The organism is Streptomyces flavusporus (genome assembly GCF_046267975.1).
GTDB classification, from domain to species: domain Bacteria; phylum Actinomycetota; class Actinomycetes; order Streptomycetales; family Streptomycetaceae; genus Streptomyces; species Streptomyces flavusporus.
Window position 1 is genome coordinate 8,287,807 of sequence record NZ_CP176503.1, and the last position, 14,203, is coordinate 8,302,009.

At 71.8% G+C, this 14,203-nt stretch carries 14 protein-coding genes; 10 read left to right on the plus strand and 4 right to left on the minus strand.

The window, feature by feature from the left end; translation table 11 throughout:
• Positions 1-115 precede the first annotated feature (115 nt).
• A complete protein-coding gene (locus ACKTSN_RS39060; RefSeq protein ID WP_409473387.1) occupies positions 116-1,285 on the plus strand; it encodes a thiolase family protein in 1,170 nt (389 codons plus the stop codon).
• Between the two features lie 7 nt (positions 1,286-1,292).
• Here ACKTSN_RS39060 and ACKTSN_RS39065 read toward each other — a convergent pair whose 3' ends face one another.
• Positions 1,293-2,108: a TVP38/TMEM64 family protein gene (locus ACKTSN_RS39065; protein ID WP_409473388.1), complete on the minus strand. Its 816-nt coding sequence runs from the start codon at positions 2,106-2,108 to the stop codon at positions 1,293-1,295.
• 49 nt (positions 2,109-2,157) lie between these two features.
• On the opposite strand from ACKTSN_RS39065, the gene ACKTSN_RS39070 reads away from it, so the two are divergent.
• From ACKTSN_RS39070 to ACKTSN_RS39080, 3 genes are all read left to right on the plus strand, one after another.
• Positions 2,158-2,880, plus strand: coding sequence for a DNA alkylation repair protein (locus ACKTSN_RS39070; RefSeq protein WP_409473389.1), 723 nt, complete (start codon positions 2,158-2,160; stop codon positions 2,878-2,880).
• Positions 2,881-3,198: 318 nt separating this feature from the next.
• The gene (gene tuf / locus ACKTSN_RS39075; protein WP_224736970.1) at positions 3,199-4,368 is read left to right on the plus strand and encodes an elongation factor Tu; all 1,170 of its coding nucleotides are present in this window, start codon (positions 3,199-3,201) and stop codon (positions 4,366-4,368) included.
• Positions 4,369-4,488: 120 nt separating this feature from the next.
• The gene (locus ACKTSN_RS39080) at positions 4,489-5,334 is read left to right on the plus strand and encodes a spermidine synthase (protein ID WP_409473390.1); all 846 of its coding nucleotides are present in this window, start codon (positions 4,489-4,491) and stop codon (positions 5,332-5,334) included.
• Here the strand turns inward: ACKTSN_RS39080 and ACKTSN_RS39085 are convergent.
• Together ACKTSN_RS39085 and ACKTSN_RS39090 are read right to left on the minus strand one after the other, a co-directional pair.
• The gene (locus ACKTSN_RS39085) at positions 5,296-6,597 is read right to left on the minus strand and encodes an MFS transporter (RefSeq protein WP_409473391.1); all 1,302 of its coding nucleotides are present in this window, start codon (positions 6,595-6,597) and stop codon (positions 5,296-5,298) included. The two genes, ACKTSN_RS39080 and ACKTSN_RS39085, sit on opposite strands and share 39 nt — an antisense overlap.
• Positions 6,598-6,657: 60 nt before the next feature.
• Complete coding sequence (locus ACKTSN_RS39090) at positions 6,658-7,674, minus strand: hypothetical protein (protein WP_409473392.1); 1,017 nt, start codon at positions 7,672-7,674, stop codon at positions 6,658-6,660.
• Between the two features lie 212 nt (positions 7,675-7,886).
• On the opposite strand from ACKTSN_RS39090, the gene ACKTSN_RS39095 reads away from it, so the two are divergent.
• The 3 genes from ACKTSN_RS39095 (at position 7,887) to ACKTSN_RS39105 (ending at position 11,446) form a co-directional block, all read left to right on the plus strand.
• Positions 7,887-8,324, plus strand: coding sequence for a DUF4442 domain-containing protein (locus ACKTSN_RS39095; protein WP_409475027.1), 438 nt, complete (start codon positions 7,887-7,889; stop codon positions 8,322-8,324).
• Positions 8,325-8,811: 487 nt separating this feature from the next.
• Positions 8,812-10,674: a ricin-type beta-trefoil lectin domain protein gene (locus tag ACKTSN_RS39100; RefSeq protein ID WP_409473393.1), complete on the plus strand. Its 1,863-nt coding sequence runs from the start codon at positions 8,812-8,814 to the stop codon at positions 10,672-10,674.
• Positions 10,675-10,786: 112 nt separating this feature from the next.
• The gene (locus tag ACKTSN_RS39105) at positions 10,787-11,446 is read left to right on the plus strand and encodes a DedA family protein (RefSeq protein ID WP_409473394.1); all 660 of its coding nucleotides are present in this window, start codon (positions 10,787-10,789) and stop codon (positions 11,444-11,446) included.
• 60 nt (positions 11,447-11,506) lie between these two features.
• Here the strand turns inward: ACKTSN_RS39105 and ACKTSN_RS39110 are convergent, their stop codons facing one another.
• The gene (locus tag ACKTSN_RS39110) at positions 11,507-12,034 is read right to left on the minus strand and encodes a gamma carbonic anhydrase family protein (RefSeq protein WP_409475028.1); all 528 of its coding nucleotides are present in this window, start codon (positions 12,032-12,034) and stop codon (positions 11,507-11,509) included.
• A gap of 106 nt (positions 12,035-12,140) precedes the next feature.
• Here ACKTSN_RS39110 and ACKTSN_RS39115 point away from each other — a divergent pair, with 106 nt between their 5' ends.
• The 3 genes from ACKTSN_RS39115 (at position 12,141) to ACKTSN_RS39125 (ending at position 14,202) form a co-directional block, all read left to right on the plus strand.
• Positions 12,141-12,905, plus strand: a complete 765-nt coding sequence (locus ACKTSN_RS39115) for an acyltransferase (RefSeq protein ID WP_409473395.1) — start codon at positions 12,141-12,143, stop codon at positions 12,903-12,905.
• Positions 12,906-13,028: 123 nt separating this feature from the next.
• On the plus strand, positions 13,029-13,601 hold the full coding sequence (locus ACKTSN_RS39120) for a helix-turn-helix domain-containing protein (protein ID WP_409473396.1): 573 nt from the start codon (positions 13,029-13,031) through the stop codon (positions 13,599-13,601).
• Positions 13,602-13,644: 43 nt separating this feature from the next.
• On the plus strand, positions 13,645-14,202 hold the full coding sequence (locus ACKTSN_RS39125) for a YbaK/EbsC family protein (protein WP_409473397.1): 558 nt from the start codon (positions 13,645-13,647) through the stop codon (positions 14,200-14,202).
• Position 14,203: the final 1 nt, after the last annotated feature.

Genomic DNA, 14,203 nt, shown 5'->3' on the forward strand with positions numbered 1-14,203 from the left:
TGAGTTTGGATTTCCTACTCACTAGTAGCGAGCCGGTCGCCGGCCGGTCGATCGGTGTTCGGTCGGGCCGTTGATCGCTGCAGTGATCGTCCCGGCGGCCAAGGAGGCCCGCACCATGCGTGACGCAGTCATCGTCGAAGCCGTACGCACCCCCGTGGGCAAGGGCAAGCCGAACGGCTCGCTCGCCCACGTCCACCCCGTCGAACTCCTCGCCCACACCCTGCGCACCCTCGTCGAGCGCTCCGGCGTCGACCCGGCGCTCATCGACGACGTCATCGGCGGCACCGTCGACCAGGTCGGCGAACAGGCCATGAACACCACGCGGTACGCCGTGCTCTCGGCCGGCTTCCCCGAGACGGTCCCGGCGACCACGGTGGACCGCCAGTGCGGTTCGTCCCAGCAGGCCGTGCACTTCGCGGCGCAGGGCGTCATGTCGGGCGCGTACGACCTCGTGGTCGCCTGCGGCGTCGAGTCGATGAGCCGTGTGCCGATGTGGTCGAACGTCCCGGCCGGCAAGGATCCTTTCGGGCCCGGCGTCGCCGAGCGCTACCCGGAGGGCCTGGTTCCGCAGGGCATCAGCGCCGAGCTCATCGCCGCCAAGTGGTCCATCACGCGCGAGCAGATGGACGCCTTCGCCGTCTCCTCGCACCAGAAGGCCGCCGCGGCCTGGGCGGGCGGCCTCTTCGACGCCGAGGTCGCACCCCTGGAGGGCGTCGCGCGCGACGAGTGCGTGCGTCCGGGCAGCAGCCCGGAGATCCTGGCCGGCCTCAAGCCCGCCTACTACGACTCCGGGTTCGCCGAGCGCTTCCCGCAGATCGAGTGGAACGTCACCGCGGGCAACGCCAGCCCCATCAACGACGGCGCCTCCGCCGTCCTCATCACCTCGAGCGAGACCGCGGCCCGCCTCGGCCTGCGCCCCCTCGCCCGGCTGCACAGCTTCGCCGTCACCGGCTCCGACCCGCTGCTGATGCTCACCGGCGTCATCCCGGCGACGGAGAAGGTGCTGCGCAGGGCCTCCCTGACCCTGGACGACATCGACCTGTTCGAGGTCAACGAGGCCTTCTCCAGCGTCGTTCTGGCCTGGCAGCAGGAGACCGGCGCCGACCTCGCCAAGGTCAACGTGCACGGCGGTGCGATCGCCATCGGTCACCCGCTCGGCGCGAGCGGCACCCGGCTGACCACCACCCTCGTGCACGCCATGCGCGAGCGTGGCGCCCGCTACGCCCTGCAGACGATGTGCGAGGCGGGCGGCCTCGCCAACGCGATGATCCTGCAAGCCGTGTGACCGGCGGTCAGCGCCCCCGCAGGTGGTGACGCTTGCGCCAGGCCACCACCGCGGCCGCCAGGCCCGGTACGGCGATGCAGGCCATCGCGATGAGAAAGACGGGCGACGTCGGCGTGGAGGCACGGGCGCCGGCGACGACGTACGCGGCGGTGTTCGGGAGCGTCCCGAGCGCCGTCGCGAGCAGGAACGGCAGCCAGCCCATGCGGGACACGGCGGCGCAGTAGTTCGCCGCCCAGAAAGGCACGCCCGGGAACAGCCGCACCGCCAGTATCGAACGGAACCCGTGCCGGCTGAACTGCCCGTCGACAGTGGTCAGTACCCTGCCCCGCAGCAGCGGGCGCAGCGCGTCCTGGCCCAGCACCCGGCCGAGCCCGAAGGCGATCCCCGCGCCGAGCACCGAACCCGCGACCGCCGTCGCGATGCCCAGCTGCGAGCCGAACAGCGCACCCGCCGCCAGGCTCAGCAGCGGCCGCGGCACGAACGCCACGGTGACCAGTCCGTACGCCACCGCGAACACGAGCGCCGCGGCCACACCGCCCAGCTGTGGCGGCCAGCCGTGCGCGAGCAGCCGCTGCGGCTCGAAGAGCAGCACCGCCGAAGCGGCTCCCACGAGCAGCGCGACGAGCAGCGAGAACCGGGACCAGGGCGAGAGCAGGGCTCGCACGCAGCGCGCGGTGAGACCGAGCCGGACGGGGACGGCGCCGGCGCCGGGGACTGCGGCCGCGAGTTCCGGGACAGTTGTGGTGGCCTGGGGAGAGGCCTTGATGGCGGCCTGGGAAGCGGCCGTGGCGGTGCCCCCGGAGCGGGTGGTGGCATCGAGCATCCGGTGACACTAACCGACAAATATGTGTGATCGCCGTATGGTTCGTCTCATGGGCGTCACAGGTACGGGAACGGTGGGTGTCCCGCGCAGCGTGCTCGCAGACACGCTGCTGGAACGGCTGACTGTGACGTACGCCGCAGCCGCCGACCCCGAGCGTGCCGGGCCCATGCGCGCGTACATGAAGGACGTGGCGCCGTTCCTCGGCCTGACCACGCCCGTGCGCCGCGCCCTGTCCCGCACTGTCGTGGCCGGCACGGCCCGCCCCGACGAGGCCGACTGCACCGCCGTCGCCCAGCGCTGCTGGCAGCTCCCGGAGCGCGAGTACCACTACTTCGCCGTCGACTATCTGCGCCGCCACGTGGGACGCTGCTCGTCCGCCTTCCTGTCGGTGGCCCGGCAGCTCGTCACCACCGTCTCCTGGTGGGACACCGTGGACCTGATCGCCGCCCACGTGGTGGGCGCCCTGGTGGCCTCCGACCCGGGGCTGAAGCGTGACATGGACGCCTGGATCGTGGACGACGACCTGTGGGTCGCCCGCACGGCCCTGCTCCACCAGCTGCGCTACAGGGAACGCACCGACACCGAACGCCTCTTCACCTACTGCCTGCGCCAGTCCGGCCACCCCGACTTCTTCGTCCGCAAAGCCATCGGCTGGTGTCTGCGCGAGTACGCCAAGACCGACCCCGAGGCCGTATGGGCCTTCCTCGCGCGCGAGGGCGGACGGTTCGCGCCGCTGTCGGTGCGGGAGGCGCTGAAGAACATCGGGGCGTGAACGCCGGGGCGAGAGGGCCCGACTCCGCAGCAGCGGGAAAAACCATTCGACGCGGGGCGAACCGTCGGCAATGATCTGCGTCATGTTCCGGTACGCCTTCGTTCTCGCCGCATCCGCCGCAGCGGATGCCCCGAAGGCTGCCGTCCTGATCGTCACGGCAACCGTCGACGGCGCCCGAAGCTGACCCTCCCCGGATCGTCCGGCGGACCCCGCAGGGGGAGGGTCGGCAAGTCTCCTGGGGTCCCCGTCCCGGCCGCTCGCCCACGCGCTCCGTCGGGTCCATCACTCAGCATTCCGCAGAGACTTCGAGGTACCGCCATGCCCAAGACGGCGTACGTCCGCACCAAACCGCATCTCAACATCGGCACGATGGGCCACGTCGACCACGGCAAGACCACGCTCACCGCCGCCATCACCAAGGTCCTCGCCGAGCGCGGCACCGGCACCTTCGTGCCGTTCGACCGCATCGACCGGGCCCCGGAGGAGGCGGCGCGCGGCATCACCATCAACATCGCGCACGTCGAGTACGAGACCGACACCCGGCACTACGCGCACGTGGACATGCCGGGCCACGCCGACTACGTCAAGAACATGGTGACCGGCGCCGCGCAGCTCGACGGGGCGATCCTCGTCGTCTCCGCACTCGACGGGATCATGCCGCAGACGGCCGAACACGTGCTGCTCGCCCGACAGGTGGGAGTCGACCACATCGTCGTCGCCCTCAACAAGGCCGACGCCGGTGACGAGGAGCTGACCGACCTGGTCGAGCTGGAGGTCCGCGACCTGCTCACCGAGCACGGCTACGGCGGCGACGCCGTCCCCGTCGTACGGGTCTCCGGACTGAAGGCCCTCGAGGGGGACCCGCGCTGGACGGCGTCCATCGAGGCGCTGCTCGACGCGGTGGACACCTATGTGCCGATGCCCGAGCGGTACCTGGACGCGCCGTTCCTGCTGCCGGTGGAGAACGTGCTCACCATCACCGGCCGCGGCACGGTCGTCACGGGCGCCGTCGAGCGCGGCACGGTCCGGGTCGGCGACCGGGTCGAGGTGCTCGGCGCCGGGCTGGAGTCCGTCGTCACCGGCCTGGAGACCTTCGGCAAGCCGATGGAGGAGGCGCAGGCCGGGGACAACGTGGCGCTGCTGCTGCGCGGAGTGCCGCGGGACGCGGTGCGGCGCGGCCACATCGTGGCAGCGCCCGGCAGTGTGGCGCCCAGCCGCCGCTTCTCGGCCCAGGTGTACGTGCTGTCGGCGCGCGAGGGCGGCCGTGCGACGCCGGTGTCGACGGGCTACCGGCCGCAGTTCTACATCCGCACCGCCGATGTGGTCGGCGACATCGACCTCGGCGAGACGGCGGTCGCCCGCCCCGGCGACACCGTCACCATGACGGTCGAGCTGGGCCGCGAGGTGCCGCTGGAGCCCGGGCTCGGCTTCGCCATCCGCGAGGGCGGCCGCACGGTCGGCGCGGGGACGGTGACGGCCGTCGGCTGACGCACGCAGGGGCCCGCCTCTCGAACGGAGGCGGGCCCCGGTCACGTCGGTGCTCCGGCGTCGGGGCCCACCTCATGGCCGCGCGGCGGCCGAATCCCGCCGTCCCGTCACAATGGATCCGTGAACGAGCCCATACCCGTGATCCGGGACGTCGATCAGGGGACCGCCAAGCTGATGCCCGACATCGACCGGAAGCGGGCCTGGCTGCTCACGGTCGACGGGGCGCCGCAGTCGTACGTCGACCTGGACGAGCCGACGCATCTGGAGTTCGAGTACGCGCGGCGGCTCGGGCACGTCCTGGACACGGTCGCGGAGCCGGGGCGCCCATTGGACGTGCTGCACCTCGGTGGGGGTGCGCTCACGCTGCCCCGGTACGTGGCCGCTACCCGGCCCGGCTCCCGACAGGACGTCGTCGAGGCCGACCGAGGGCTCCTGGAGCTGGTCGTGGAGCACCTGCCGCTCCCCGCCGACGCCGGCATCACGCTGCACGCTGCGGACGCCCGCGCCTGGCTGGCCGCCGCCCCGACGGACTGCGCGGACATTGTGGTCGCCGACGTCTTCGGCGGCTCACGCGTACCGGCCCACCTGACGTCCGTCGCCTACGCCTGCGAGGCCGAGCGGGTGCTGCGCCCCGGCGGCGTCTACCTCGCCAACCTGGCCGACGCGACGCCCTTCGCCTTCCTGCGCTCCCAACTGGCCACCTTCGCCTCGGTGTTCGGGGAGCTCGCGCTGATCGCCGAACCGGCCGTGCTGCGCGGCCGGCGCTTCGGCAACGCGGTGCTGCTCGCGGCACACCGCCCGCTGGACACCGGCGCCCTGGCCCGGCGTACCGCCGCCGACGCCTTCCCGGCCCGTGTCGAGTACGGGGCCGGGCTGCGGGAGTTCATCGGCGCGGCCCGGCCGGTCCGGGACGAGGACGCCGTACCGTCACCCGAGCCGCCCGGCGGAGCCTTCGGTATCGGATGAAGCGGGTCCGATCTCGGCCGGTCCATTGGTCACCGACTTGGAGCGCAGGGTGAGGTTCCGTACGTCGCGTACGCACAGCACCGCAGCCGTGGCCACCACGGTCAGCCCCGCACACCCCCACAGGGCCGCCGAACGCCCGACGGCCGCCTCGGCCGGGCCCGCCAGCGCCGTCGCGAGCGGCACCATCGACACCGAACCGAACCAGTCGTAGGCGGAGACACGGGAGAGCTTGTCCTCGGGGATCTCCTGGTGCAGCGCCGTCATCCAGGAGACGCCGAACACCTCGATCGACAGACCGCTCACGAACATCGCCGCGCACAGCACGGCGATCGGGGTCGGTACGGCCAGGGCGGCGGACGGCAGGGCGAAGGGGAAGACGCAGAGCGTGCCCACGAGGAGCAGCCGGCGGGGCTTCCAACGGGTCATCAGCAGCGCGCCGACGGCGTTGCCGGCTCCGTACAGGGCAAGCGCCAGGCCCCAGGGACCCGCTCCGCCGAGGTGGTCCCGGGCCACCTGGGGGCCGTAGACCGCGTCAGCGGCCACGATGACGGCGTTCACCAGAGAGAACTGGACCACGATGGCCCACAGCCACGACCGGGCGGTGAACTCTCGCCAGCCCTCCCGGAGATCGGCCAGCAGGCCCGAGCCCGGTGCACGCGGCGGGATGTGGCTCACGTCCAGGAACGCACGCAGCCCGCCGGCGAGCGCGAACGCGGCCGCGTCCACCGCCAGCACCCAGCCGGGCCCGATCACGGCGACCAGCGCCCCGCCCAGGGCGGCGCCGCTCAGGGACGCTCCCGTCGACGCCATGCGGAACAGCGCGAAGGCCCGGCCCGCCTGTTCACTGGTGACAGAGGACAGCAGCATCCCCTCGGCCGCCGGGCTGAAGAACGCCTGCCCGGTGCCGCCCAGGGCGGACAGCAGCATCATCTGCCACAGCTGCGCCTCGTCGGCGAGGACGAGCGCCGCGAAGGCCGCCTGGGAGAGGCAGTTGAGCGTGTTGGCCGCGACCATGACCCGGTGCCGGGGCAGGCGGTCCGCGACCGCACCGCCGATCAGCAGGAAGAGCACCAGTGGCAGGGTCCGCGCGAAGGCCACGAGGCCGACGTCCCCGCCGTCACCGCCCGTCTCCAGGACGGCGAACGCCGCCGCGATCAGGGCACCCTGGCTGCCCAGGCTGGTGATCACCGCGGCGGCGGTGAGCAATGTGTAATTGCGGCCCGCCCAGGCGGGGCGGCGGTGGGCGGTGGGGGCAGAAGTCACCGGCCGACTATCACCGGCCGACCCCCGGCTTGCCAACCCGATTCCCGGTCGTCCCGCTCGTCAGCCCCCGGTCGGTTCCCCGTGCAGCCGCACCGTGCTGAGGATCTTCATGATGGTCGCCTTGGGGACCTCTTCGTCGACGCCCTTGGCGCCGTAGAAGTTCCACGAAACGAAGTCGCCGGCCGAGTTCTTGAAGCCGAAGGTGACCGCCTTGCCGTCGCTGGCGCACTTGCCCTTCTGGGGCGTGTTCGTCGACTGGGCCCAGGCGATGCTGCCCTCGATGCCCGAGGTGGTGGTGTAGGGCTTGGCCTTCTCGTCGAACGTGAGGCTCTTCTTGTCGGGCTGCGTGTAGCCGCCGTAGACCCACCAGGCCACCGTGTTCACGGCGACCTCGTCGGTGTTCTTGGCGCCGTCCGCGCCCTTGGAGCCCACCGCGGCCAGCGCCGTGTCCTCGGTCCGGCCGTCCTTGTTCTCGTCGGTCGTGCACCACTTCGACTTGTAGTACGCGGGCGCCGACATGATGGCGAGTGGCTTGGCGTCCTCCGACTTCTCGTCCTCGAAGCCGATGCTCACGCCCGGCGACTCGACCTCCCAGTCCGCCGGTACGTCGAAGGCGACGCCCCGCTTCGGGTTGACGACCACCTTCCAGCCGTCGATCGTCGGCTTCTCCGTCTCGGTGCCGCGCGGGTTGTCGTCCGAGCCGGACGCGGAGCCGCTCGGGTCGGCGGGCGCCGACGGTGACGGGCTCGTCTTCTTCTTGGTGCCGCCGTCCGCCGTGTCGTCCTTGTCGCCGCCGAGCACCAGGAAGCCGGTGACGCCGGCGGTCACCACCACGGCGGTGGCCGCCACGATCGCGACCAGCTTCGTCCGGTTGCCGTCGCCCCCGCCGCCCGGCTGCGGCTGCGGGGCCCCCGCCGGCGCGGGTGTGCCCCACTGCGGTTGCTGCGCATAGGGGTTGGGCTGCTGGAAGCCGGGCTGCTGATAGGGATTCGGCTGCTGGTATCCCGGCTGCTGATACGGGTTGTTCTGCCCTTGCGGGTTCTGTTCGCCCCCGGGCGGCTGCTGTCCTGGCCACATGAGCGGTAACCCTAGTGCCGCTGTGGACACGATTCGGTCACTGCCCCTTGTCAGGGACGTAGCGAAAAGGGAGTCGGAGCGGCTCCCTACGGTCAGGCCGCCCGACACGCCTGCTCTCCTGCCACATGGGCCACCGCGATACGCCCGTCACCACCTGCATCTGGCCAGCCGAGGCTACCCGTGGGTAACATGCGGCCATGAGCGCAGACCAGATGTCGATCGGCGAGTTGCTCGCCGCCACGGTGCCGATGGTTCGGACCCTGAACCTCGAGTACCTGGAGACCACTCCGGAGAAGGCCGTGCTGGCGCTGCCGGACCAGAGCGAGTACCGCAACCACGTCGGTGGGCCGCACGCGGGGGCCATGTTCACCCTCGGTGAGTCGGCCAGCGGCGCGATCGTCCTGGCCGCGTTCGGGGACCAGCTCTCGCGTGCGGTACCGCTGCCGGTGCATGCCGAGATCGCGTTCAAGAAGATCGCGCTGGGTCCCGTCACGGCCACCGCGACCCTCGGCCGCCCCGTCGCCGAGGTGGTCGCCGAACTCGACGAGGGCAAGCGCCCCGAGTTCCCGGTGGCCGTTGCCATCCAGCGCGAGGACGGCGCCGTCACGACAGAGATGACCGTCGTCTGGACCCTTCGTCCCAACAGCTGAGTCCGAGCGGTCGCGCGGGCCCCGTCACTGCGGCGGGGCCCTTTCCGTGCGCCCGCGCGCTCAGGTCGGCGGCCCGCCGGTTCGAGGTGCAGCCGCCCTCGAGCCCGGGCGGCCCGTGGTGGGGCACGGAGATGGGGGATCGCCGAGAGGTGCATGAGAATGCGCTGTTGGTCAGGGCGGGGAGTTGGAGATTCTGTGGATCAACTCGCTTTGCGCCCACACAAGTTGACGCCCGGCGTATCGGCGATTTCGAATGCGGGTGCGGATACCTCGGGTAACACGCGGCAATTCATGGCCGATTGAGCATCCGTCACCCGAACTCCTTGTTTCCTGCGAGACGCGTGTGCGAAAGTGTGGCACCCCGCGGGAAGGTAAAAGGCCAGGCTCAAAAGGCTGGGCCGGGCTCATAAGTACGCACCATTCAGGCACCTGCTTTCCGAAGGACGTGTATTGCGTCGCGTCCTGCGGCTTGGAAGGAAATGGTCCAGTGCAACCCCCCTACCCCCCACGTCCCCCCTACCCGCCCAGACCCGGTTCGCGCCCGGGGGAGTCCGACCGCGATCTCGTCGCCCGGCTGGGCGGGCCCGATCCGGGCACCCGGGCCGCAGCCCTGCTGCTGGCCCGGCACTGGCGCGCGGTGTACGAGTACGCGGTCATCTGCCTGGCCTCCTCGGCGGCGTCGGCGCCGATGGCGGCCGCCGCCGCGTTCCAGCAGGTTCTCGGCCGTGGAGCGGCGGTCGGTGCGCTGCGCCCGCACCTCCTCGCGACCGTGCGGGAGACCGTCCGGGAATGGGCCGCCGAGGACGATGTGGCGGCCCTGCTGCCGGAACTCCGCAAACCCACCGGCGGCCGCGGACTGCGTGCGGCGCGGTCTGTGACGCCCGAAAAGCGGCTCCTCGCAGAGCGCGCTTTCCGCGCTCTTCCGGGAGCCTCCCAATGCCTGCTGTGGCACACCGAGGTCGAGGCCGAGCCCATAACCGTACCGGCCGATCTGCTGGGCGTGGACGCGCTGACCGCGTCGGCTGCTCTGGAGCGGGCACGCGAGCAATTCCGGGCCGGCTGCGTACGCGCCCACCGGGAGCTCGCGCCGGCCGGAGAATGCCGTTTCTACAACCGTCTCCTCGACGTCCCCATGCGCCGCGGAGGAGCCCTGCTGCCGGATGTGCAACAGCATCTGTCGGCATGCCGCTACTGTCGGCACGCAGCCGAACAGCTCAGCCGTCTCGACGGCGGCCTGGACGTGCTCCTCGCCGAAACCGTGCTCGGCTGGGGCGCCCGCCGCTACCTTGACTCACGCCCCGGCCGCAGCGCACCACCGACACCCCCGCGGGCCCGCCCCGGCACCGCCCGCCCGAGAACCGGCGGGCGCCATCGGCCCGTCCCGGCCGGACCCCTGTCGCGCAGACCCTCCATGGCCGTGGTCGTGGGCGTCGGCCTGACCTCCCTCGCACTGCTCGCGACGGTGCTCGTCGCCAGAAGCTGGTCCGGCGACAACGGTGTCGCCCACGGTCCGGACGCCACCTGGGGCGTGTCCAGCAGCCGCACCGTGAGGCCGAGCCCGGCGTCCGAGGCCCCCTCCGCCGGAACACCGTCGGCCGCTTCGGCCGCGCGCCCCGTCGAGGCCGCCCGGGGACGGCTGCGCAACCTCGCCCTCGACCTCTGCCTCGACGGCGGGAAGGGCGCGCCCGGGACCGCGGCGGTACTGGCGGTGTGTTCGTCCGCCGCGTCGCAGCAGTGGTCGTACCAGGACGACGGTCTGCTGCGCAGCGTCGCCGACCCGACGCTCTGCCTCGACGCGCACGTCCGCAAGGGGGCGGTCGGGTCGGCCGACTGCGTGGTGCACTCCGGCCAGGTGCAGTACGACCTGACGGCGCGCGGTGAACTCCTGCTCCGTCGGCGCAAGGGCAAGCTCCTGGCGGCCGGTCCGGACGGGGAAGTCGTCGTCGCCGACCGGGACGGCTCCGCGGGGCAGCGATGGCGGCTGGAGGCGGCGCCCGACGAGGCGGAGGAGATGCCGAAGAAGGGCGGCGAGAGCAGCGAGGGCGAGGGGCACGCCGAGCGGGACGCGGAAGGCCGGGCCGAGCGAGAATCGCGGGGCGGCGATCCGGGCGCCGATGATCCCGAGGGGCGGGGGTCGGACCACGGTGAACAGCGCCCGCCGGATGGCGAGGCCCCGCGCGAGCCGGGACCCGAGGATCCGCCGGAGCGGTACGAGACGCGAATGGCCCAGGCCGGCTGCTGCGACAGCGCCGAGCCGTCGGCAGCCGAGCCCGACGCGCGCGAGCTCGTGGCCGGTGTACGGGATGCGGTCACGTCCCGTGCCGTGTCCGTCGCCTCCGCCCTCGGGTGATCCGCCGCGGAGGTGTCGGTGGGACCCGGTAGGCTTCGCGGCGTGCGCCCGAAACGGGCGCACGCCGTATGTCTGCGGCTTCCACCAAGGCACGCAAATCGGAGGACCGGCGGTGCACGTCCAGGAGTGGCTCGAGACCGTACCCGCGGTCAGCATCTACGCGCTGGTGGGGCTGGTCATCGGCCTGGAGAGCCTGGGCATCCCGCTGCCGGGCGAGATCATCCTGGTCTCCTCCGCGCTGCTCGCCTCCCAGCACGGCGACATCGATCCCGTCATCCTCGGCGCGTGCGCCAGCGCCGGCGCGATCATCGGCGACTCCATCGGCTACGCCATCGGCCGCAAGGGCGGACGGCCGCTGCTCGCCTGGCTCGGCGGGAAGTTCCCGCGGCACTTCAGCGAGGCGCACATCGCGACCGCCGAGCGGTCCTTCGAGAAGTGGGGCATGTGGGCCGTCTTCTTCGGCCGCTTCGTCGCCCTGCTGCGCATCTTCGCCGGGCCGCTCGCGGGCGTGCTGCGGATGCCGTACTGGAAGTTCCTGATCGCCAATGTCTTCGGCGGCATCCTCTGGGCCGGCGGCACCACCGCGGTCATCTACTACGTCGGCGTCGTCGCCGAGGCATGGCTGAAGCGGTTCTCGTGGGTGGGACTGGTGCTGGCGGTGCTGATCGGTCTCACGTCGATGCTGGTGCTCAAGCGCAAGGCGAAGAAGGCGCAGGTCGTGCAGCCGGAGTCGGGTGCGGAGCTGGTTCCGGCCGGCGACAGCGCCCCCTGAGGGGCGCCATGCGGCTTCGCCGTGTCGGCGCGACCGGCCACCCGCGGCCCGCACTCTCCCTCACTCGTGCACCTCGCGGTGGGCCTTGGCCAACTCCGCGTACATCGTCCCGTTGAGCGTGACCCCCTCCCGCTCCTCCACGCTGAGCTCCCGCCGAACCTTCGCAGGTACCCCGGCGACGAGCGAGCCCGGCGGCACCCGCATCCCCTGCGGCACCAGCGCCTGCGCGGCGACCAGCGAACCGGCACCGATCACCGCCCCGTTGAGCACGGTCGCCCCCATCCCGATCAGACAGTCGTCCTCGACCGTCGCACCGTGCACCACGGCGTTGTGCCCGATCGACACCCGTTCCCCGACACTGACCGGGAATCCCGGATCCGCATGGAGTGTGCAGTTGTCCTGGACGTTGCTGCTCGCGCCGACGGAGATCCGCTCGACGTCGCCGCGCAGTACGGCCCCGTACCAGACACTCGCCCCCGCCCCCAGCGTCACGTCCCCGATCACCGAAGCCGTGGGCGCCAGGAACGCCTCCGGATCGACCTTCGGCTCCTTGCCGCCGATGCCCGTGATCAACGCCAGCTGTGCCATCTCCGCCTCCTCGTCGTGAACAACACGCACGGTACGCCACCCGGTGGGGCGAAGATCACAGCCCTACCGCGCCTTGAGGGCAGCCGACGCTGAGTACCGTGAGCGGGTGCCGAAGAGCAAGAACACGTTCTCATCCTGGCGGCGCCGCCTGGCGCAGCGGGCCGTCCACGCGGGCTGGGCCTGGTTGCAGCGCACGGGCTCGGTCACGGCGGAACACCCGGGACGGTTCCGCTTCGGCGCGATGGGAACCGGTACCAGGCTCGCCTTCCCCCTGGGCACGGTCTTCGGCGAACCCTGGATCCACCTCGGCGCCCACTGCATCGTCGGCGAACAGGTCACCCTGACCGCCGGTCTGATGCCTGACCTGGACCTCGGTCCCGAGCCGATCCTGCGCGTAGGCGACGGTGTCGTCCTGGGCCGGGGCAGCCACGTCATCGCCGACACGACGGTCACCATCGGCAGCGACTGCTACTTCGGGCCGTACGTCTACGTCACGTCCACCAACCACTCGTACGACGATCCGCACCAGCCCATCGGCAAGCAGTGGCCGCGGATGGAGCCGGTGGAGATCGGGCCGGGCTGCTGGATCGGCACCGGCGCCGTGATCCTGCCGGGCGCGCGGATCGGGCGGAACGTGGTGGTGGCCGCGGGGGCGGTGGTACGCGGTGTGGTGCCCGACCACGCGGTGGTGGCGGGGGCGCCTGCCCGTATCGTACGGCGCTGGACACCCTCGGACGGCTGGCAGCCGCCGCTCAGGACCCCGGCGCCGGTGCCCATACCCGACGGGGTCACGTCCGATCAGCTGCTGGCGCTCGCCGGCCTCGACGAGGAGACGGCGGCGAAGCTCGCCGAGCTGGACCTCGAGTCCTGAGGGGCCGGCTACACCTCTGCCGCTGACGGCGCAGTGCAGTGCGGCGCACGAACGAGGTGCATGGGGTGCACTGACCCGCAGTTCAGTAGAATGAACCAAATCATCCAGACTATTGGACGGAATGTGTCGGACCTCGATCTGCTGAACCAGTCCCTGGCGCGCAACGTCAGGCGCTGGCGTACCGAGCGTGGCTTCACCCTGGACACGCTGGCCGCCCGCGCCGGGGTCAGCCGCGGCATGCTCATCCAGATCGAGCAGGCCCGGACCAACCCCAGCCTCGGTACGGTCGTCAAGATCGGCGACGCGCTCGGGGTCAGCGTCACGACCCTCCTCGACTACGAGCAGGGGCCGAAGGTGCGGGTCGTCCCGGCCGAGCAGGTGGTACGGCTGTGGCACACCGACGCGGGCAGCTACAGCCGACTCCTCGTCGGTACGGAGGCCCCCGGCCCGCTGGAGATGTGGGACTGGCGGCTGATGCCGGGCGAGAGCAGCTCCTCGGACCCGCACCCCACCGGCACCGTCGAACTCGTCCATGTCACGGCCGGCGAGCTGACGCTGACCGTGGACGGAGTGGAGTACCGCGTACCGGCGGGCGCGAGCGCGTTCTTCGAGGCGGGCGCGGCACACACCTACGGCAACGACGGCGACGTACCGACGGAGATGGTGCTGGCCGTCTCGGTGCCGCCCGTGCATTGAGACCCCCCGTCTCCTGTGGTGGGGCGGCTGTTAGCGTGCCGACATGCGCGCACCCATCGGACACTTCGACCAGGCCGCCCCCGCCCCCGACTGCCTCGACGTACTGACCCGCCCGGTCGCCGACGCCGTACGGCACTGGCGCGGCAGCGTCCCCGCCGACCAGATCGTCTACGTCGACACCGATCCGCAGTGGGCCGACACCGCCGTCTTCGTGGAGCACTACGGCCAGGAGCTGCTGGAGCGGTCGGCGAACTGCGTGGTGGTCGCGGGCAGGCGCGGCGGCGAGACGACGCTGGCCGCCTGTGTGGTGCTCTCCACCACCCGGGTCGACGTCAACGGCGTCGTCCGCCGCCAACTCGGTGCTCGCAAGGCCTCGTTCGCCCCGATGGACACGGCCACGGGTGAGACCGGCATGGAGTACGGCGGCATCACTCCGATCGGACTGCCGGACGGCTGGCCCGTGCTGGTGGACTCGGCCGTGGTCGACCTGCCGTACGTCCTGGTCGGCAGCGGCCGACGGCGCGGCAAGCTGCTGGTCCCCGGGAAGGCGTTCGCGGAACTGCCGGGAGCGGCGGTGCTGGAGGGGCTGGGAATCGCCTGAG